Origin of the sequence: Rhizobium quercicola (genome assembly GCF_021168455.1) — a bacterium.
GTDB lineage: Bacteria > Pseudomonadota > Alphaproteobacteria > Rhizobiales > Rhizobiaceae > Ferranicluibacter > Ferranicluibacter quercicola.
In genome coordinates this window covers 256,997-275,273 of sequence record NZ_JAJOZR010000008.1, presented here as the reverse complement: position 1 = coordinate 275,273, position 18,277 = coordinate 256,997, and the positions used below count along the sequence as shown (strand labels likewise).

Annotated in this window: 18 protein-coding genes; 6 read left to right on the top strand and 12 right to left on the bottom strand. The window is 67.2% G+C overall.

Features of this window, described 5'->3' with window-relative positions:
* Window positions 1-10: 10 nt before the first annotated feature.
* The 4 genes from nhaA to LRX75_RS14470 form a co-directional block, all read right to left on the bottom strand.
* Window positions 11-1,234, bottom strand: coding sequence for a Na+/H+ antiporter NhaA (gene nhaA, locus LRX75_RS14485; RefSeq protein ID WP_231815437.1), 1,224 nt, complete (start codon window positions 1,232-1,234; stop codon window positions 11-13).
* Between the two features lie 195 nt (window positions 1,235-1,429).
* A complete protein-coding gene (locus LRX75_RS14480) occupies window positions 1,430-2,251 on the bottom strand; it encodes a bifunctional allantoicase/(S)-ureidoglycine aminohydrolase (protein WP_231815436.1) in 822 nt (273 codons plus the stop codon).
* A 96-nt stretch (window positions 2,252-2,347) separates the two neighbouring features.
* The gene (locus LRX75_RS14475; RefSeq protein WP_231815435.1) at window positions 2,348-3,313 is read right to left on the bottom strand and encodes an HD-GYP domain-containing protein; all 966 of its coding nucleotides are present in this window, start codon (window positions 3,311-3,313) and stop codon (window positions 2,348-2,350) included.
* Between the two features lie 423 nt (window positions 3,314-3,736).
* On the bottom strand, window positions 3,737-4,498 hold the full coding sequence (locus LRX75_RS14470; RefSeq protein WP_231815487.1) for a sulfate transporter family protein: 762 nt from the start codon (window positions 4,496-4,498) through the stop codon (window positions 3,737-3,739).
* Between the two features lie 187 nt (window positions 4,499-4,685).
* Between LRX75_RS14470 and LRX75_RS14465 the strand changes: the two genes are divergently transcribed.
* From LRX75_RS14465 to LRX75_RS14455, 3 genes are read left to right on the top strand one after another with little or no spacing between them, the layout of a single operon-like run.
* Entirely contained in the window at window positions 4,686-6,050 is a 1,365-nt protein-coding gene (locus LRX75_RS14465; RefSeq protein ID WP_231815433.1) for an amidase, read from the top strand.
* Window positions 6,047-6,958 (top strand): ROK family protein, encoded by a 912-nt coding sequence (locus LRX75_RS14460; RefSeq protein ID WP_231815432.1) that lies wholly within the window; start codon window positions 6,047-6,049, stop codon window positions 6,956-6,958. The genes LRX75_RS14465 and LRX75_RS14460 overlap by 4 nt, the downstream gene beginning before the upstream one ends.
* Window positions 6,955-7,668 (top strand): copper homeostasis protein CutC, encoded by a 714-nt coding sequence (locus LRX75_RS14455; RefSeq protein ID WP_231815431.1) that lies wholly within the window; start codon window positions 6,955-6,957, stop codon window positions 7,666-7,668. Before LRX75_RS14460 ends, LRX75_RS14455 begins: the two co-directional genes overlap by 4 nt.
* Before the next feature lie 25 nt (window positions 7,669-7,693).
* On the opposite strand, the gene nagA is transcribed toward LRX75_RS14455, so the two are convergent.
* The 4 genes from nagA to LRX75_RS14435 are packed head-to-tail and all read right to left on the bottom strand — an operon-like array spanning window position 7,694 to window position 11,600.
* Window positions 7,694-8,869: an N-acetylglucosamine-6-phosphate deacetylase gene (nagA, locus tag LRX75_RS14450; protein ID WP_231815430.1), complete on the bottom strand. Its 1,176-nt coding sequence runs from the start codon at window positions 8,867-8,869 to the stop codon at window positions 7,694-7,696.
* On the bottom strand, window positions 8,866-9,897 hold the full coding sequence (locus LRX75_RS14445) for an SIS domain-containing protein (protein WP_231815428.1): 1,032 nt from the start codon (window positions 9,895-9,897) through the stop codon (window positions 8,866-8,868). The genes nagA and LRX75_RS14445 overlap by 4 nt, the downstream gene beginning before the upstream one ends.
* Before the next feature lie 42 nt (window positions 9,898-9,939).
* Window positions 9,940-10,704, bottom strand: a complete 765-nt coding sequence (locus LRX75_RS14440; protein WP_231815426.1) for a GntR family transcriptional regulator — start codon at window positions 10,702-10,704, stop codon at window positions 9,940-9,942.
* Window positions 10,701-11,600 (bottom strand): glucosamine kinase nucleotide-binding domain-containing protein, encoded by a 900-nt coding sequence (locus LRX75_RS14435; RefSeq protein ID WP_231815425.1) that lies wholly within the window; start codon window positions 11,598-11,600, stop codon window positions 10,701-10,703. The genes LRX75_RS14440 and LRX75_RS14435 overlap by 4 nt, the downstream gene beginning before the upstream one ends.
* 200 nt (window positions 11,601-11,800) lie before the next feature.
* Between LRX75_RS14435 and LRX75_RS14430 the strand changes: the two genes are divergently transcribed.
* The 3 genes from LRX75_RS14430 to cysK all read left to right on the top strand — a co-directional run bounded on the left by LRX75_RS14430 (window position 11,801) and on the right by cysK (window position 14,483).
* A complete protein-coding gene (locus LRX75_RS14430) occupies window positions 11,801-12,703 on the top strand; it encodes an N-acetylmuramic acid 6-phosphate etherase (RefSeq protein WP_231815424.1) in 903 nt (300 codons plus the stop codon).
* A gap of 40 nt (window positions 12,704-12,743) precedes the next feature.
* Complete coding sequence (locus LRX75_RS14425; RefSeq protein WP_231815423.1) at window positions 12,744-13,364, top strand: LysE family translocator; 621 nt, start codon at window positions 12,744-12,746, stop codon at window positions 13,362-13,364.
* Between the two features lie 153 nt (window positions 13,365-13,517).
* The gene (gene cysK / locus LRX75_RS14420; RefSeq protein ID WP_231815421.1) at window positions 13,518-14,483 is read left to right on the top strand and encodes a cysteine synthase A; all 966 of its coding nucleotides are present in this window, start codon (window positions 13,518-13,520) and stop codon (window positions 14,481-14,483) included.
* Window positions 14,484-14,488: 5 nt separating this feature from the next.
* Here the strand turns inward: cysK and LRX75_RS14415 are convergent, their stop codons facing one another.
* The 4 genes from LRX75_RS14415 to LRX75_RS14400 are packed head-to-tail and all read right to left on the bottom strand — an operon-like array spanning window position 14,489 to window position 18,274.
* Entirely contained in the window at window positions 14,489-15,889 is a 1,401-nt protein-coding gene (locus LRX75_RS14415) for an FGGY-family carbohydrate kinase (protein ID WP_231815420.1), read from the bottom strand.
* On the bottom strand, window positions 15,886-16,227 hold the full coding sequence (gene rhaM / locus LRX75_RS14410; protein ID WP_231815419.1) for an L-rhamnose mutarotase: 342 nt from the start codon (window positions 16,225-16,227) through the stop codon (window positions 15,886-15,888). The genes LRX75_RS14415 and rhaM overlap by 4 nt, the downstream gene beginning before the upstream one ends.
* A complete protein-coding gene (locus LRX75_RS14405) occupies window positions 16,227-17,255 on the bottom strand; it encodes an ABC transporter permease (RefSeq protein WP_231815418.1) in 1,029 nt (342 codons plus the stop codon). Before LRX75_RS14405 ends, rhaM begins: the two co-directional genes overlap by 1 nt.
* Window positions 17,252-18,274 carry an ABC transporter permease gene (locus LRX75_RS14400; RefSeq protein WP_231815417.1) on the bottom strand — a complete coding sequence of 341 codons (1,023 nt, stop codon included), beginning with the start codon at window positions 18,272-18,274 and terminating at the stop codon, window positions 17,252-17,254. The genes LRX75_RS14405 and LRX75_RS14400 overlap by 4 nt, the downstream gene beginning before the upstream one ends.
* Between the last annotated feature and the right edge of the window lie 3 nt (window positions 18,275-18,277).

The window sequence follows — 18,277 nt, the reverse complement described above, 5'->3', positions numbered from 1 at the left end:
TCGACGGCGGTCAGGCGCCCTTGCGACCGGCCGACACCGGTGCCCGGCGGTTCGTGAGGCGCAGAACGGTGTAGCCGAGCAGGCCTGCCACCAGCGAGCCGATCAGGATGCCCACCTTGACGCGGTCCTGCATGTCGGGATCGGAAAAGGCGAGGAGGCCGATGAACAGGCTCATCGTGAAGCCGATGCCGCAGACGAGCGAGACGCCGAAGGTCTGGCCCCAGCTCGCGCGTGCCGGCAGGTCCGCAAGGCCCGTCTTGACGAGGATCAGAACGGTGCCGAACACCCCGATGCACTTGCCGAGCACCAGCCCCGTGGCGACGCCGAGCGTCACCGGCTCCACCAGGGCGGCCAGGCTGACATGCGCGAACGACACGCCGGCATTGGCAAAACCGAAGATCGGCACGATGACGAAGGCGACCGGCTTGTGGAGGGCATGCTCCAGCCGGTGCAGAGGCGAGGTCTCGGGCGTTGCCTCCGGCGTGCCGGGCGTGCGGCGGATCGGGATGGTGAGCGCCAGAATGACGCCCGCAAGCGTGGCGTGCACGCCGGAGGAAAAGACAAGCACCCAGAGCACCGCACCGAGCGCGAGATAGGGCAGCAGGCGCTGCACGCCGGAGCGGTTGAGCGCCACCAGCGCGCCGATCACCACCGCTGCGCCGCCCAGCGCCAGAAGGTTCATGTCGGACGTGTAGAAGAGCGCGATGATCACAACGGCGCCGAGATCGTCGATGATGGCAAGTGCTGCAAGAAAGATCTTCAGCGAGGCCGGCACGCGCGGCCCGAGCAGCGAGAGGACGCCGAGCGCGAAGGCGATGTCCGTTGCGGACGGCACGGCCCAGCCATGCACCGCGACCGGATCGCGATAGTTGAAGGCGATGTAGATCAGCGCCGGAACGGCCATGCCGCCGGCGGCCGCCGCCCCCGGAAGGATACGCCGGCTCCAGGTGGAGAGCTGCCCGTCGAGAAGCTCGCGCTTGATTTCGAGCCCCACGACCAGAAAGAAGGCGGCCATCAGCAGGTCGTTGATCCAGTGCTGCAGGCTCAAAGGTCCGATATGAATGTGCAGCGCACCGAAATAGCTGTCCGCCAGAGGCGAGTTCGCGGTCAGAATGGCAAGCAGCGCCACGCCCATCAGCAGGAGGCCGCTCGATGTTTCATTGTCCAGAAACGCGCGGACGGTCGAGTGGATACGGCCCTGGGATTTGGCGGACGATGCGTGGCGTTCGGTCATGGTGTTTGGCACCTCGAAAAGGTTGGACACAGTCTCCGTAGGTTTTCGGGCAGCCGAGGGCGCACGCAGCACACGCCCACTGTCCTATACCGGCCGCCGGTCCGCAGGGCCAGCCCTTTCGGGTTGTCGTGCCGGTTGCGGTACAGGGCGCCGATGCGTTCGCTGGGCAGGGCCGCGAGGCCAATGCGCGTGCGTCTACCAGAGCTTGGTGTGACGGTTGACGTCCTTGTAGAGCAGATAGCGGAAGCGGCCGGGTCCGCCGGCATAGCAGGCCTGCGGGCAGAAGGCGCGCAGCCACATATAGTCGCCGGCCTCCACCTCCACCCAGTCCTCGTTCAGCCGGTAGACGGCACGGCCTTCCAGCACGTAGAGCCCATGCTCCATCACATGCGTCTCGAGAAACGGAATGACCGCGCCCGGCTCGAAGGTGACGATGTTGAGATGCATGTCGTAGCGCACGTCGTCCGGATCGAGAAACCGCGTCGTCGCCCAGCGACCGTCCGTATCGGGCATGGCGCTGATCTCGCAGTCGTCTTCATGGGTAAAGACGGCGGGCGGAGCCTCCAGCCCGTCGACAACCTCGAAGGCCTTGCGGACCCAGTGGAATTTTACGGGCCCGTCGCCCGTGTTCTTCAGCGTCCAGTACCGGCCGGCGGGGAGATAGGCGAAGGACCCGCTCCGCAAGGCCTTCTCTTCGCCCTCGAAGGTCACGACCATGTCGCCATCGACCACGAAGATCGCGGCGGAGGCGCGTGCATCGGGTTCCGGCCTGTCGCTGCCGCCGCCCGGTGCCACCTCCATGATGTATTGCGAGAAGGTCTCGGAAAAGCCGGTCAGCGGCCGCGAGATGATCCAGGCGCGCGTGCCCGTCCAGTGCGGCAGCACGCTGGTGACGATGTCGCGCATGACGCTGCCGGGAATGACCGCATAGGCGGTTGTGAACACCGCTTTGCTCGACAGCAGTTCGCTCTGGCCCGGCAGGCCGCCCATACTGGAAAAAAGACGCATATTCTTCATCGGCTCGCTGGTATCCGTCCTGATTGTGACGCGACACCATAAAGCGGACTGACGGGGAAAGAGAGAGGTTTCTTCGGGAAACCCAAGCTTTGCGTCTCAGGCCACGCCCCTGGTCAGCTCCGAATCGAGGCTGAGAATGAACTTCCAGAGCAGCGGGATATCGAAATGGTCGCCATGCTGCAGCATCCACGACAGGGCGGTCGCGGACGACCACGGCTTCTTGTAGGGGCGCACCGAGGTCACCGCCTCGTAGACGTCGCAGATCGTGCTCATGCGCACATAGAGCGAGAGGTCCCCGGCGGGGAGACCGTCCGGATAGCCCTTGCCGTTCATGCGCTCATGGTGATGCCGGCAGATGTCCAGCACGACACCCGGCAGGTTGGCCTGCCGCTTGAGAATATCGTGGCCGACGGCCGGATGCTGCATGACGATATCGCGTTCGTCTGCGGTCAGGGCGCTGGACTTGTTGAGGATGGTGGTGGGAATCGCCAGCTTGCCGATATCGTGCACCAGCCCTGCAAAGCCCAGCACGTGCACCAGCGGCTCCTCGAACTGCATGTGACGGGCGAAATGCACGAGCAGGGCCGACACGGCGACGGAATGGACGAAGGTCACCTTGTCCTTGGATTTCAGCCGGGTGATATCGAGCAGGATGGCCGGACTGTCGCCGATCTGGGCCGAGATGTCGCCCACGATCTCGGACACGCTCTCGATGTTGATCGGCTCGCCGCTGCGGCTCTGGTTGAAAGCGGTTTCCAGCCGCTTGACCGAGGCCTGGACGACCCTGACCGTCGCGCGGCGTTCGTCCACCACCGCCTCTCGGGAAGGATTGCGGCGCGGGGGCGTCGGGGTGGCGAAACGGCCGCTCGACCCGTCGACATCGACGCCTTTGGCAAGGTTGATATAGATGCCCGTGATCCGGCTGTTCCTGATGAGGTCGACCTCCGTCTCCGACCGCAACAGGAAACGGCGCTGGCCGAAGGGATTGTCCTGCCAGGCACCCTCGAGCGACTCGATGAACATGCCAACCCGGACCTCATCCCTCTCGATACGCTTCACCATGATGTCGTTCCCCGTTGCCTCCCTGCGTCCACCGACAGGCGTCCGCACGTCGGCGACCGCTTGTCCTACCCCCCGCCTGCAGCCAGGAACCACCCTGCTTTATAGGCTTAGGTTTTTAAGACATCACTAAGCCGGATACACAAATATCGTGTTTCTACTGTCCAACACTGTAAAAAGGCGCGGCATCGTAGAAAGGCGCAAAAGTAAGCAACACTATTTTTGGTTGTTTTGCATGTGCGAGAAAACGTTTAGCTTGCCGCAATCGGCGAAAGACGAAACTTCGTCGGGACTTACCTACGAGCGCGGTCGACCCCCGCCGGGAAAGCCGGCGAGATTGTCGTGCTGTCCTTCAAGGAAGCGATACGGTCTGTCGCTGCGCTGTCGGCGTGCCCCAGGGCAGAGACCCGTCGCCGGTTTCCTCGGTCAGAGAGGCGCGTTCTGCAGCGGTGGCCGCGCCGAGGGGCGGATGCGGGGATAGCCGAATTCCGGGTCGCGCGCCGAGAGCGCCTTGTGCAGATGCACCATCAGCCCGGCCGCAAACAGCGGCGTCAGAAGGTTGACGATCGGGACGGCCAGGAAGGCGGCGAGCAGAAGGCCCGCCATGAAGATCGTCGTGCGATGCTTGGAGCGGAAGGCCCGGGCCTCTTCCGGCGAGCGGAACCGCATGGCGGCGAATTCGAAGAACTCCCGGCCGAGCAGGTAGCCGTTGACGAGGAAGAAGGCGACCACGTTGATGCCCGGCACCAGCAGCAGGAACAGCGCGATCAGGTTGCCGACCAGCACGATGCCGAGGAATTTCAGCGTGCCTCGGATCGCCTCGCCCAACGGCAGCGCCCGCCCCGCCGGCTCGTCCGGATAATCCCGCGTCTCGATGACCTCGGCGACATCGTCGAGAAAGAATCCGGCGATCAAGGCGGTCACGGGCGCAAGCAGCAGGGCAAGCCCGAGCGCCAGACCGATACTGGCGAGGATGATGAGGATGAAGGTGAACCAGCCCGCCCATTCCGGCGTGCCCGGCAGCATCTCGGTGACGAGCGGGGCGACGAAGTAGACGAAGCTCTCGCGCAAGGCCAGCCAGAGCAGCACCAGCGCCAGGATCGTCAGGCCGAGCGTCTTCCAGAACGCGGCGCGCGTCTCCGGCGCGAAGAGATTGGCAAACGACAGGCGGGCAGCGTGAAAGATCATCCGGCGGCTCCAGGGCTTGTGCGTGTTGCAGTGCGAAAACTCATGTAGAGCGCCCGCCCGATCCCCGCAAGACGGCGCCGGCAAAGCGACGTGATGGTCTGTTTCCGCCGTGCAGAAATCGCCGGGGCCGATTTTGGTTTCCACGAGAATGCAGTAGGAGAGAACGGCAACCTCGCCGGAGCGCATCATGAACGATATCAGGACGGACCTTTCCGTCGCCAGCCTCGCCGTCCTTCTCCAGAATGGCGCCCTCGACCCGGTCGATTTAGTGGAAACGGTGCTCGCCGGCATCGCGGCCGCCGATCCGGCGATCTTCACGGAGGTTCTGGAGACGCGGGCCTTGAGCGAAGCCGCGTCCGCCGGTGCGCGCCTGAAGGCCGGCCGGTCGCTCGGCCTGCTCGACGGCATTCCCGTCGCCTGGAAGGACCTGTTCGATACCAAGGGTGCGGTGACCCGGGCAGGCTCGGTCGTCCTCGACGAGGGCCCGGCGAAAAAGGATGCCGCCGTCGTCGCGGCACTCGCAGCCGCCGGCATGGTGGCGGTCGGCCGGACCAATATGAGCGAGTTCGCTTTTTCCGGCCTCGGCATCAATCCGCATTACGGAACGCCGGCCAATGCCGCCTCTACCGACGTGCCGCGCATTCCCGGCGGCTCCTCGTCCGGCTCGGCCGTCGCCGTGGCGGCCGGTCTCGTGCCGGTCGCGATCGGCACCGACACCGGCGGCTCGATCCGCATTCCCACGGCCCTGAACGGCATCGTCGGCTACAAGGCGACGCGCGGCCGCTACGCCATGGACGGCGTCTTTCACCTTGCCGCCAGCCTCGATTCGCTCGGGCCCCTCTGCCGGACGGTGCAGGATGCCGTCTGGGTGGATGCCGCGATGCGCGGCCTCGGCAGGCCCGAAGCCGGTCGCGGCGAGATCGACGGGCTGACGCTCGTCGTGCCGCAGACCGTGATGTTCGATGGCGCCGAACCCGCTGTCGTCGCCGCCTTCGAGGCGGCGCTTTCGCGTCTTGCCGATGCCGGAGCCCGTATCGAGCGCCGGGCGGTGCCGCTCTTTGCCGAGGTCTTCGAGCTTTTCGCCCGCCACGGCGCGCTCGTGACCGCCGAGGCCTTCGCGCTGCATCGCGAACGGCTTGCCGGTCCCGACGCGGAACGGATGGACCCGCGCGTCGTCACCCGCACGCGGATGGGCGAGAAGACCGCGATGACCGATTATGTCGCACTGGCCTCCGCCCGCAGCAGGATGATCGCCGCCTTCTCCGCCATGCTCGGCCCGCGCGAACTGCTGGCTCATCCGACATTGCCCCATGTCGCGCCGCCGATCGCACCGCTTCTCGCCGATGATGCGCTGTTCGTGGACACCAATTTCCGCACGCTGCGCAACACGCTGGTGGGCAACTTCCTCGACGGTTGCGGCATCTCCATTCCCTGCGGCACCGGCGATGCCGGCCTGCCGGTCGGCTTCCTTCTCTCCGCGCCGCGGGGCGAGGATCGCCGGTTGCTGTCGGCCGCGCTCGCAGCCGAACCTGTCATCCGGGGTGATGCATGATCGTCTGTTTCGATATCGGCGGCTCCGCCATCAAGGGGGCCGTCGCCACCTCGCTGGAGGATATTCGTCCGCTGACGCGCCGGCCGACGCCGCTCCACGACTTCGATGCCTTCGTCGCGACGCTGGAGGCCGCCTTCGAGGAGGCCGGCGTCCGGCCCGAGCGCATCGCCCTGTCGATTGCCGGCGTGGTCGATCCGGACACGCAAGCCATTACCGTCGCCAACATTCCCTGCCTGCACCAGCGCCCGCTCGCCCGCGATCTCGGCGACCGCCTCCGCATGCCGGTGCTGATCGCCAATGATGCCGACTGCTTCGCGCTGGCGGAAGCCGGTCTTGGCGCCGGACGCGGACACCGCATCGTCTTCGGCGTCATCCTCGGCACGGGCGTCGGCGGCGGCCTGGTCGCCAACGGGCGACTGATCAATGGCGATGGCGGCTTTGCCGGAGAGTGGGGGCACGGGCCCGCCGTCGCCGCCACGGCCGGAAGCCCGCCGGTCGCCATTCCCGCCTTTCCCTGCGGCTGCGGCCAGAGCGGCTGCGTCGATACGATCGGTGCCGCGCGCGGCATGGAGCGCCTTCACCAGCTGCTGCACGGCGAAGCGCTGCCGAGCCACGAGATCACCGCGCGCTGGCAGGCCGGCGATGCGGGGGCCGCCCGCACGATCGAGGTTCTGGTCGACCTCGTATCCTCGCCTCTGGCGCTCGCCATCAACATCACCGGCGCGACCATCGTGCCCGTCGGCGGCGGCCTGTCCGGTGTCGCGCCGCTGATTGCGGCCATCGATCAGGCGGTCCGCGCCCGCATCCTGCGCAAATTCGACCGGCCGCTGGTCGTGCCGGGGGAATGCCGCATCGAGCCCGGCCTGATCGGCGCCGCCCTCCTCGCCCTGACGGGAGACGACCGATGACCCGTGTCCTGCTCGAAGTCTGTGTCGATGACGCGGCCGGCCTCCGCGCCGCGGTGGAGGGGGGCGCCGACCGGATCGAGCTTTGCTCCGCCCTGTCGCTCGGCGGCCTGACGCCGACCGCGGGGCTGATGCAGCTTGCCGGCCGCATGCCCGTGCCCGCCTATGCGATGATCCGCCCGCGCGCCGGCGATTTCATCTTCGGCGACACCGAGATCGCCATGATGGAGGCGGAGATCGATGCCGCGCGGCAGGCCGGCCTTGCGGGCGTCGTGCTGGGCGCGAGCCTTGCCGATCGCTGCCTCGACGCCGCCTGCCTGGCCCGTCTTACGCACCGCGCCGTCCATATGGGCCGAACGCTCCACCGCGCCTTCGACCTCGTGCCGGATCAGGCGGCAGCGCTCGACACGGCGATCGATCTCGGCTTCGAGCGGATCCTGACCTCGGGTGGAGAGAAGACGGCAGCTGAAGGTCTCGCTGCCATCACGGATCTCGTCCGCAGGGCTGGGAGCCGCCTCTCGATCATGCCGGGTTCCGGCGTCACGCTGGCGACCGTGGGGCCGCTGCTGGGCACCGGCGTGTCGGAGGTTCACGCCTCGTGCTCGGTCACCGTCCCGACGGACGATCGCCGTCTCGTGGAACTGGGCTTTGCGCCCGAAACGGCGCGCCGCACGGACGCCGCTGTCGTCAGGGCGCTCAAGGCAGCGCTCTGATCGGGATCGGCGGCAGCGATCGCTGTCAGGCCGAAAACACGGCATGGCCGCCGATATAGGTCGCGACCATGTCGAGATCGTCCGTCAGAAGGACGAAATCCGCGTCGAGCCCCGGCAGAAGCCGGCCCTTGGTGGCCGAGAGGCCGATGGCGTCCGCCGGATAGGCCGACGCCATCCGGATCGCCTCGCCGAGCGGCAGATCGAGCGTCTGGTGGACGAAGCGCACGGAGGACAGCATGTCGATGTCGGCACCGGCAAGCGTTCCGTCGGCAAGCGTCAGCCGCCCGTCGCGGCGGAAGATTTCGCGTCCGTTGAGCAGAAATCCCGTCTGGTCCGAGCCGATGGTCGACATGGCGTCGGTGACGAGGAAGATCCGGCCGGGTCCGGCTTTTGCGCGCAGCGCAATGCTCATGGACACCGGATCGACGTGAAACCCGTCGGCGATGATGCCGGCGTGCAGCGTGCCGAGATCGAGCGCCGCGCCGACACAGCCGGGCTCGCGATGCCCGAGCGGGCTCATGGCGTTGAAAAGATGGGTGACGGTGCGGGCGCCGGCCAGCGCATAGGTCGCCACCGTCTCGTAGTCGGCCGCGGTATGGCCGAGGCTGACGGTAATGCCGGCCTTGCTCATGGCGGCGACCTGCGCAAGCGTCGCATTTTCCGGCGCGACCGTGACCATGACCGCATCGAACAGAGAGGCGCAGGCGAGGATCACGTCGAGATCGTCGGCCTCCATCGGCCGGATCAGGTCCGGATCGTGCACGCCCTTGCGCGCGACCGACAGATGCGGGCCCTCCAGATGCAGGCCGATGAAGCCGGGAACGCCCTCGGCCCGCGCTTCCCGCGCGGCCGTGATGGCAAGCGTGCGGACATCCGGCGTGTCGGTGATCAGCGTCGGGAGGAGGGCGGTCGTGCCGAAGCGCGCATGCGCCGCGCAGATCGTGCGGATCGCCTCCGCGCTCGGCGCATCGTTCAGCAGCGCGCCGCCGCCGCCATTGACCTGCAGGTCGATGAAACCGGGCACGAGCAGGTGTCCGTCGGCAGACACCGTCTCGATCCCTTCAGGCAGAGCCTCCAGCGCGACGATGCCGGTGACGACGCCGCTGCCGACCAGAAGCGCCTGTCCGGCGTGCCAGTCCTGCCCGTCGAAGATCCGGGCACCGATGACGGCGAAAGCCGTGTCGTCGCGCTGTGCGTTCATCGCGTTTCCGTCACTTTCTTCAGCGCTGCCGGCTGATCCGGGTTGAAGCCCTTGGCGCGCGACCATGCCTCCACGAAGCCGTAGAAGGGCAGGATCAGGCAGAGCGCGTCGGTGAGCGGATGGCCGGTCGCGACGAAGGGCAGGGGTGCTGCGCGTCCATGGGCGTCTGCCGTCAGGAACGCGCGGGCGCCCTTGCCTGCGAGATCGTCGAGAATGCCGGTGACGGAAGCCTCGGCCGCATCGCGCGCGGCAAGGCCGAGAACGGGAAAGCGCTTTTCGACCAGCGCCACCGGCCCGTGCAGCACCTCGGCTGCGGAATAGGCCTCGGCGTGCAGGCCGGATGTCTCCTTGAACTTCAGCGCCGCTTCGCTGGCAATGGCGAGCGCCGGGCCGCGACCGAGCACGTAGAGCGAGTCGGATGTTCCGATGCCGTCGAACAGCGCGCTCCAGTCGAGCGTCACGGCGCGGGCGAGATGCATGGGCAGGTCGCGCACCGCGCGTTCGAGCGCCGCGTCCTGCGTCCAGGCCGCGAGCACGGCGAGGCCGGCGATGATCGAGTTCACGTAGGACTTCGTCGCGGCAACGGCAATTTCCGGGCCGGCCATGATGTGCACCGGATGCGTGCTTGCCTCGGCGATCGGCGATGGCAGCGTGTTGGTCAGCGCGATGGTGACGGCGCCGGCCCTGGTTGCGGCCTCCGCCATGGCAACGATGTCCGGGCTCTTGCCGGACTGCGAGATGGCGATGGAGCCAGCCCCCGCCAGCGCCATCTTCGCGCCGTAGATCGAGGCGAGCGACGGCCCGAGCGAGGCGACCGGGCGACCGGTGGTCAGCTCGATCGCATATTTCAGAAACAGCGCGGCGTGGTCGGAGGAGCCGCGGGCGATCGTCACGAGAAAGGCCGGATCGTGTGCGGCAAGCGCCGCGCCTGCGGCATCGAGCGCTGTGCGCGACCCCTCGAGAAGCCGGGCGGCCGCTTCCGGGATCTCGTTGATCTCGCGGCGCATATGGGTCTGGTCGGTCGTCATGTCGTGCATGTCCTTCAAGGCCGTCTTTGTGCCGGGCCGTCTTCAGGTGTCGGAAAGGCTGAGTTCAGCCACGAAATCATAGGCATCGCCGCGATAGAGCGAGCGGGTGAACTCCACCACGCGGCCGGATGCGAGATAGGAGATGCGCTCGATCGACAGGCTCGCCGATCCGCTGGGCACGCCCAGCATGGCGGCGTCCGAATCCCTCAGCCCGCAGGCCGAGATTCGCTGCACCGCGCGTACCGGCCGGGCGCGCGTCTTGTCGAGTTCCGCATAGAGCGACGTCGCGACCCGCATCGGATCCGGCAGGAATTCGGCAGAAATGCTCGCCCGCTCGATGGCCAGCGGCATGTCGTCGGCGATGCGCAGGCGACCGAGGCGGGCGACGAGCGCATCGGCCGGCAGGCCGAGCGTCATCATCTCGTCCGGCGAGGCGGCGAACAGGCCCCGCTCGATCCACTGGGCCCGCGTGGTCAGTCCCCGGCGCGCCATGTCCTCGGTAAAGGAGGTGAGGCGGGAGAGGGATTGCTGCACGCGCGCCAGCGGCTTGACGACGAAGGTGCCCGAGCCGTGGCGGCGCACAAGCAGCCCGTCGCGCACGAGATCGTCCACCGCCTTGCGTACGGTCACCCGGCTGATATTGGCATATTCGGCAAGGTCGCGCTCCGGCGGCAGCGCGTCGCCATGGTTGAGACGGCCCGACTGGATCGCCTCTTCCAGCGACTGGCGCAGCTTGAGGTACAGCGGACCCGCGCCCGCGCCCTGCAGGCCGTCGAGCGGCAGCAGATGCGCCAGATGATCGCTCATTGCGCCGCCTCCCTGTGGTTCGGGAATGGGTCGGATGCAGACGCTTGGACCGCGAGCGCCACGGCCCCCGTCAGGGCATCGGCGGCCGGTTCCGCGATCGCGATGCCGGGCCGGTCGGCGAGCCACGGCCTGTAGAGCGGCGCGAGGCCGCCGACGAGGCAGAGGGTGCGAACCCCGCGGGCGACGATCGCGTCGAGCGTCTGGTCGATGTGCCCTGCGGCCATGCGCACGAGTTGGACGCCCACGGCGTCGCCGGCGGCGGCCGCCGAAAAGACGCGGCCGGCGTAGCGGCCGTAATCGGCGGGGTGCGCGGTATGGGCAAAGGCGATGATGGCTTCGGGCGAGCGGCCGAACTCTGCGAGCACCGCTTCGGTCAGCGGCGTTGTCGGGCGAATGCCGTCATGGGCAAGCAGCGCCTCCTGAAGAAGGCCTTGCCCAAGCCGGGCGCCGCTGCCAAGATCACCCACCTTGAAGCCGTGACCGCCGAGCATGGAGACCGTGCCCTGTTGCCGAATGCTGTAGACGGTACCCGTTCCGAGGCTTGCCACCGCGCCATCGCGGTCGCCCAGCGCGCCCTGCAGCGCGACCAGCACGTCAGACACGATCTGCGCTCGGGCAAAGGGCAGGCGTGCGGCGATGAAGGAGACGGCGTCCGCCACATTGTTGCCGGCGAGACCGAGAACGGCGGTGGCCGCGGAAAGCCCGGACGCGGGAAGGCCCGCCTCTTGAAAGGCAGCCTCCGTCGCCAGGCGGATATGGGCCAGTGCGGTTTCCGGATCGGTCAGGATATTGGCAGCGCCGCTGATGCCGCGGCCGAGAATACGACCGTCCGCGCCGGCCACTGCCGCCCGGCACCGCGTACCCCCGCCATCGATTCCGACACGATAATGATCCATGGATAACCTCCGGCGCGATAATACCAAAAAAGGACCATTTACCAAGGTGAAAATCAACAAAATATGGAAACGTGATTTTATTCTGTCTTTACAGAACGGTAAGGCCGGTCCATCCATGGTTCTCAGTGTCGCGGCGCGTGCCGTCTTCGTTCTGCCCATTCTATTGGTATTTATTTGGACTTGTTTTTGAGGAGGTTCGCGTGGCGGACAGGACGGAAGAGCGCCATGCGCAGGCACGGGACCTCGACGTCAGGGATCCGGCCTCGGTCCTGAAGCTGCTGGCGGAAAGCCAGCAGGCCGCGGCGCGCGCGGTCGACGGGGCGCTGGGGCCGCTGGCGGCTGCGGCCGGGCGCGCCACGCAGGCGTTGCGGGGCGGTGGCCGGTTGGTCTATGCCGGCGCCGGCAGTTCGGGGCTGATGGCGATGGTCGACGCGCTCGAACTGCCCGGAACCTACGGCCTTGCGCCGCATGCGGTCGTCGTTCTCCTCGCCGGCGGCGCAGCCAGCCTTTCCGACCTGGCCGGCGGCTATGAGGACGATCGCGATCTTGGCATTCGCGACGTGGAACAGGCGGGCCTCGGTTCTCGCGATTGCATCGTGGTCGTCTCCGCCAGCGGCTCCACGCCCTATGCGCTCGGCTGCGCGGCCGCGGCGCGTGCCGCCGGCGCCGGCGTGGTGGCGATCGCCAACAATCCCGGCGCGCGCCTGTTCGATACGGCGGATGTCGCCATTCTCCTGGAAACCCCGCCCGAGGTGATCTCCGGCTCGACCCGTATGGGCGCGGGAACCGCGCAGAAGATCGCGCTCAACATGCTGTCCACCATGGTCGGCATCGGGCTCGGTCATGTCCATGACGGGCATATGGTCAATCTGCGGCCCGACAACATCAAGCTGCGCCAGCGCGCCGCCGGCATGGTCGCCGATATCGCCGGGATCGACCATGCCGCAGCGGAGCGGTATCTCGAAGCGGCCGATGGCTCGGTCAAGCTCGCCGTTCTCCTGGCATCGGGCGTCCGCCGCGATGTAGCGCAGCAGCGTCTCGATGCGGCCGGCCAGAGCCTCCGGCGTGCGCTCGCCCTTGGCGACGCACCGGAAAAGGGCTAGCGTCAGGCTTCCCGTTCGCCCGCTCGAAGGCCTTCCTCCCGTGACCCTTGCCAGTCTCCTTGCCTATGCCGCCGCCCTCTTCATCGCCGCGGCCATTCCCGGCCCGGGCATGACGGCGATCGTCGCGCGGGCGCTCGGCTCCGGTTTTCGCGATACGTTCCTGATGGGCCTCGGCCTCGTGCTCGGAGATCTCGTCTACCTCACGGGCGTGGTCCTGGGGCTCGCCTATGTCGCGCAAACCTTTACCACGGCCTTTCTCGTCATCAAGATCCTCGGCGCCCTCTATCTCGGCTTCATCGCCTGGAAGCTCTGGACGTCCGGCCTGATGGCGCAGGACGTGGAGGAAAACCGGGTGCGCACCGCGCCGGGGCTCGCCTTTCTCTCGGGTCTTCTGGTCACGCTCGGCAATCCGAAGACGATGCTGTTCTACGTCGCGCTCGTGCCGACACTGATCGATCTCGGCGCCATCGGCCCGCGCGACTACCTGTTTCTGGTGCTGACCACGTTCGCCGTCCTGCTCTCGGTGCTCCTTCCCTACATCGTGCTTGCCTCGCGGGCCCGCCGGTTCCTGCGCCGGCCGAGGGCGCTGAAGGTTCTCAACCGCGCGGCGGCCAGCATGCTGGGCGCCACGGCCGCCTATATCGCGCTGCGCACCGCATGATCCTTCTGCAAAACGCGCGTTTCGCGCAGATCTTTGCTCCTGGACACGGGAACCGCTGAAAGGCGGTTCTCGTTGATGGAAGCGCCGCATTGTAAAGTCTGCCGACCGCCTGCGGCAGGCGGAAGGCGCGCAACAGGATCTGCGGAGACACGCATGGCAGGTGAGCACAGGCCCGGGCGCGGGCGCATCTACGGTTCGATCACCGAGACCATCGGCGACACGCCCATCGTCCGCCTCGACAGGCTGGCCGCCGCTCATGGCGTCACGGCGCATCTCATGGCCAAGCTCGAATTCTTCAACCCCATCAGCTCGGTCAAGGACCGCATCGGCGTCGCGATGATCGAGGCGCTGGAGGCGGAGGGCCGGATCTCGCCCGAGCGCAGCACGCTGATCGAGCCGACATCCGGCAATACGGGCATCGCGCTCGCCTTCGTCGCCGCCGCCAAGGGCTATCGGCTGATCCTGACGATGCCGGAAACCATGTCCGTCGAGCGGCGCAAGATGCTGACGCTTCTGGGCGCGGAACTGGTGCTGACCGAGGGCGGCCAGGGCATGCGCGGCGCCATCGCCCGGGCGCGCGCGCTTCTGGAGACCATTCCCGGCGCCGTGATGCCGCAGCAGTTCGAAAACGCCGCCAACCCGGACATCCACCGCCGCACGACGGCCGAAGAGATCTGGAACGACACGCAAGGCGCGATCGACATTCTGATTGCCGGTATCGGCACCGGCGGAACCATCACCGGTGCGGGGCAGGTGCTGAAGGACAGAAAGCCGTCCCTGCACATCGTCGCGGTCGAGCCGGCGGAGTCGCCCGTGCTCTCGGGCGGTGCGCCGGGTTCCCACAAGATCCAGGGCATCGGCGCGGGCTTCGCGCCTGCCATCCTCGACACCGGCATCTATGACGAGGTCGTCACGGTCTCCTCAGGCACGGCGGTCGAGCGGGCGCGGGAGGTCGCGCGGGTGGAAGGCGTGCCGGTCGGCATCTCCTCCGGCGCGGCCCTCGAAGCGGCCCTTCAGGTCGGCCAGCGCCCTGAGAACGCGGGCAAGACCATCGTCGTTATCATCCCCTCTTTCGCCGAGCGGTATCTCTCGACGGTGCTCTTCGAAGGGCTCGGCTGACGCTCTCAGCGGGTCGCGATCCGCTCCCGCCAGAGCGTTCGATAGGCTTCCGTCTCGGCCGCAGCACCGAGGGGCGTCACGGCCGCGGCCTGTGCGGATGTCGACGGCGCGGTGCCGCCGGCGAGCCGTGCTGCCCCGAGGCTCGTTCCCGTCGAGCCCTCCAGCGCACGCACGCTCCGGCCGGAAAAGGCCGACAGTGCGGAGAGATAGAGCCCGTTCCTCGCAAACGGTCCTTCGACCAATATGGGACCCCCGGCATTCAGGAGCCGCAGGCTCTCCTGCGTCATCAGCGCGAGATACAGGCAGATCGCCACGTGACGCTCGGCATCCGACGCGCCCTCTGCCGAAACCCACGCTGCCGTCCTTTCCGGAATGGGGCCGCAGCCCGGCACGGCCGAGGGCAGCAGCATCATGCCGCGCGCGATGACGGCCCGGACGCATGCGGCGTCTGCGGCCCCGGCTTGCGCAGGCTCCAGACCGGATGTCAGCATCTCATATTCCCGCCCGCCCATGAAGCGCGCGGACGGCACCGCCCGGCCATAGGCATCGACATTCGCAAGCGTATCGCGCGCAGGGTCGAGCCGCCCGAGATCGCCGCCGACGCCGAAGGAAACCACCCAGGTGCCGGTGGAGACCACCGAGAACGGCGCCTCCCGCCCGATCAGATGGGGCAGGAGCGAGGCATTGCTGTCATGAATGCCGCAATGGACCGGGATGTCCCGTCCAGCCTCGATCCCGATCTCCGTCGCGAGCGGTGCAAGCAAAGGTCCCAGCGCCGCGAAGGCGGACTGCACGGGCGCCAGGAGCCCGGAAAGATCGAGCGTATCGACCAGCGTCGAAAACCGGCCGAGCGCGGGATTCCAGAGATCCGTGTGGCACCCGAGCGACGTCACCTCCGTCACAAACTGTCCGCTGAGCCGGCCCGACCAGTACTGCGCATAGGTGACGATGGTGCGCACCCGGGCGAAGTCGTCGGGAAAGACCGTCTTCTGATAATGCAGCTGGGCGCCCAGATTGAGCCCCATCGACAGTCGCGGCGAGAACGTCTCGGCGAAATCGGGGCGGATGCGGTCGTAGGCAGCCTTGATCGCCTGCGGATAGTCGTGCTCGTAGTCGAGCACCGGCAGCGCCAGTTCCCCGTCTCCATCGAGCAGAGCGGCCGCCGCCCCATGGGTGGTGACCGAGATCGCATCGAACCCCGGCGTGATGGCCACGGCCGTGAGGGAGGCGATCAGGAAGGCCCAGAGCGCGTCGGTGTCGTAATGCGGATAGGGATCCTGGCGCACCACGCGGTTGGTCATCCGGTGGGACACGAGTTCGCGGCCGCTGGCGGTATCGAGGACCACGAGCTTGGCATTGGTCTTGCCGACGTCGAAGACGGCGACGTTGCCAGCACCTTGCCTCATGGCTGCGCCGGCAGGTGGAAGACGGGCACGAGATCGCGCGACACCGGCGCGTTGTCGGGATGGGTCTCCATGATATCGGCCATATGCGCCCACCAGCGTTTCATCACGGGATGCTCCGGCAGGGCGGCCATGCCGTGGTCGCGCGGGCGCGAGAGCACGCCGAAGAGGGTCAGCGTCTCCGGATCGAGAAAGATCGAATAGTCGCGGACACCGGCCTCAGCGAGCAGCGCGCCGAGCTCCGGCCAGATCGCGTCGTGACGGCGGCGATACTCGGCCTCCTGCCCCGCATGCAGTTTCATGACGAAGGCGTGGCGTTCTAGCGTCGCGTCGGATGTCATCAGGACCTCGCCTTGATGCGGCGCGCGAGAATCGGCAGCGCGATGGTGATGATGAGAAGCAGGCCGATGAAGATCGACATGACGATGCCCGGCACGTTGAGAAGCCCGAGCCCGAAGGTGACGAGACCCATGACGAAGGCCGCGATGACGACACCGCCGATCGTGCCGGAGCCGCCGAGAATGGAAACGCCGCCGAGCACCACCATGGTCACGACCTCCAGCTCCCAGCCTTGCGCGATCGAGGGCCGCGTCGAGCCGAGGCGCGAGGTGAGGCAGATGGCGGCAATCCCGCTCATCAGGCCCGTCAGCAGAAACAGGATGAATTTGACCCGTTCGACCGGAATGCCGGAAAAGCGCGCGGCAAATTCGTTGTTGCCGATGACTTTCACCTGCCGCCCGAAATTCGTCGCATGCAGCAGCAGGGCGAAAAGGCAGGCCAGCACGAGAAACAGCACGAATTCGAACGAGAACACCCAGACCACGTAGCCCTGCCCGAAGAAGGCGAAGTCGGCGGGATAGCCGCCATAGGCCTTGTCGCCGAGCACGATGTAGGAAAGGCCGCGAAACAGGCTCATCGTGCCGATGGTGACGACGATCGAGGGCAGCTTCATGCCGGAGACGAGGACGCCGTTGACGGTGCCGCAAGCCAGCCCGACGCAGAGGCCGATGCCCACCAGCCCGGCCGCGCCCACGCCCGCCTGGGCGGCCGCGCCCATGGCGGTCGAGGCCAGCGCGATGATGGCGGCGACCGAGAGGTCGATCTCCCCGGCGATGACGAGCAGCGCCATGGCAAAGGCGATCATCGCCTTTTCGGTGAAGTTGAAGGTCGCGTCGGAGAGGTTCCAGGCATCGAGAAAATAGGGCGAGGCCAGCGAATTGAACACGAAGATCGCCACCGCGACGCCGAGCAGCAGCACCTCCCAGCTGGCCAGCAGCCGGCGGAACGGTGTGCCGAGCCGGTCGGGAATGGCGCGTCGCGTCGGCTGCGACGGGTCTGGTTCGGGAGATGTCGAGAGGATCGCGCTCATGCCAGGGCCTCCTTGCCGGTGGTTCCGGTCTTTTCGGGATTGATGTCCTCGGCTGCCCGGTTGCGCAGGATGATCCGCCCGCGATGGCGCTCGCGCCGCGCATTGAAGACGACCGCGAGAATGATGACCGAGCCGGAGATCGCCATCTGCGTGAAGGGCGAGATGCCGATCACGGGCAGCGCATTCTTGATGACGCCGAGGAACAGAGCCCCGAGCACGGTCCCGATGACGGTGCCCACCCCGCCGGCAATCGAGATGCCGCCGATGACGCAGGCCGCGACGCTGTCGAGTTCGAAGCCGATGGCGATATCGACATAGGCTACCGCATAGCGTGACACCCAGAGATAGCCGCTGAGACCGGCAAGCGCGCCGGACAGCGTGAAGGCGAGAAAGCGCGTATAGCCGACATCGATCCCCGCATAGACGGCGGCAACGGGATTGCCGCCCGCCGCATAGGCCGAGCGGCCGAAGGGCGTGTAGCGCGCCATGAGAGTGACGAGCACGACGACGAGCACCGCGACCCAGGAGAGAACCGGGAGCCCGGCGATGCCAAGCCGGGGCACGTTGAGAAAGTCCGGCGTCATCTGGTGCGCGTTGACCCAGGCGCCGCCCGAGAGGACGAAGGCCATGCCGCGATAGATGGTGAGCGTGCCGAGCGTGACCACGATCGGCGGCATTTCGAGCCGCCAGACGAGGAAACCGTTGATGGCGCCAAGAGCCGCCCCGATGCCGATGGCAAGCAGGATGAGGAGGACGAGCGGCAGGCCCGGCACGGCCGCGTTCAGCATCGCCACCGCCATGCCGCTGAACGCGAGGTTGGCGGCGACCGAAAGGTCGATCGACTTCGTCAGGATGACCGTCATCTGCGCCAGCGCGAGGATGATCAGGATCGCCGTATCGTTGAAGATGACGCCGAGGTTGCGCGGATTCCCGAAACCGGGCGCGCGTGTCGAGAACGCGATCACCATTAGGGCGATGATGAGGAAGAGCAGGGTTTCGCGCTTTTTCAGAAAGGTCATGGG

Coding starts and splice junctions, on each gene's coding strand:
- LRX75_RS14440 (WP_231815426.1), bottom strand. CDS start 10,704: ATGAGCGATCATCTGGCGCATCTGCTGCCGCTCGACGGCCTGCAGGGC.
- LRX75_RS14460 (WP_231815432.1), top strand. CDS start 6,047: ATGATCGTCTGTTTCGATATCGGCGGCTCCGCCATCAAGGGGGCCGTC.
- LRX75_RS14400 (WP_231815417.1), bottom strand. CDS start 18,274: ATGACCTTTCTGAAAAAGCGCGAAACCCTGCTCTTCCTCATCATCGCC.
- LRX75_RS14455 (WP_231815431.1), top strand. CDS start 6,955: ATGACCCGTGTCCTGCTCGAAGTCTGTGTCGATGACGCGGCCGGCCTC.
- nagA (WP_231815430.1), bottom strand. CDS start 8,869: ATGAACGCACAGCGCGACGACACGGCTTTCGCCGTCATCGGTGCCCGG.
- nhaA (WP_231815437.1), bottom strand. CDS start 1,234: ATGACCGAACGCCACGCATCGTCCGCCAAATCCCAGGGCCGTATCCAC.
- LRX75_RS14405 (WP_231815418.1), bottom strand. CDS start 17,255: ATGAGCGCGATCCTCTCGACATCTCCCGAACCAGACCCGTCGCAGCCG.
- LRX75_RS14470 (WP_231815487.1), bottom strand. CDS start 4,498: ATGATCTTTCACGCTGCCCGCCTGTCGTTTGCCAATCTCTTCGCGCCG.
- rhaM (WP_231815419.1), bottom strand. CDS start 16,227: ATGACATCCGACGCGACGCTAGAACGCCACGCCTTCGTCATGAAACTG.
- LRX75_RS14415 (WP_231815420.1), bottom strand. CDS start 15,889: ATGAGGCAAGGTGCTGGCAACGTCGCCGTCTTCGACGTCGGCAAGACC.
- cysK (WP_231815421.1), top strand. CDS start 13,518: ATGGCAGGTGAGCACAGGCCCGGGCGCGGGCGCATCTACGGTTCGATC.
- LRX75_RS14445 (WP_231815428.1), bottom strand. CDS start 9,897: ATGACGACCGACCAGACCCATATGCGCCGCGAGATCAACGAGATCCCG.
- LRX75_RS14480 (WP_231815436.1), bottom strand. CDS start 2,251: ATGAAGAATATGCGTCTTTTTTCCAGTATGGGCGGCCTGCCGGGCCAG.
- LRX75_RS14465 (WP_231815433.1), top strand. CDS start 4,686: ATGAACGATATCAGGACGGACCTTTCCGTCGCCAGCCTCGCCGTCCTT.
- LRX75_RS14475 (WP_231815435.1), bottom strand. CDS start 3,313: ATGGTGAAGCGTATCGAGAGGGATGAGGTCCGGGTTGGCATGTTCATC.
- LRX75_RS14435 (WP_231815425.1), bottom strand. CDS start 11,600: ATGGATCATTATCGTGTCGGAATCGATGGCGGGGGTACGCGGTGCCGG.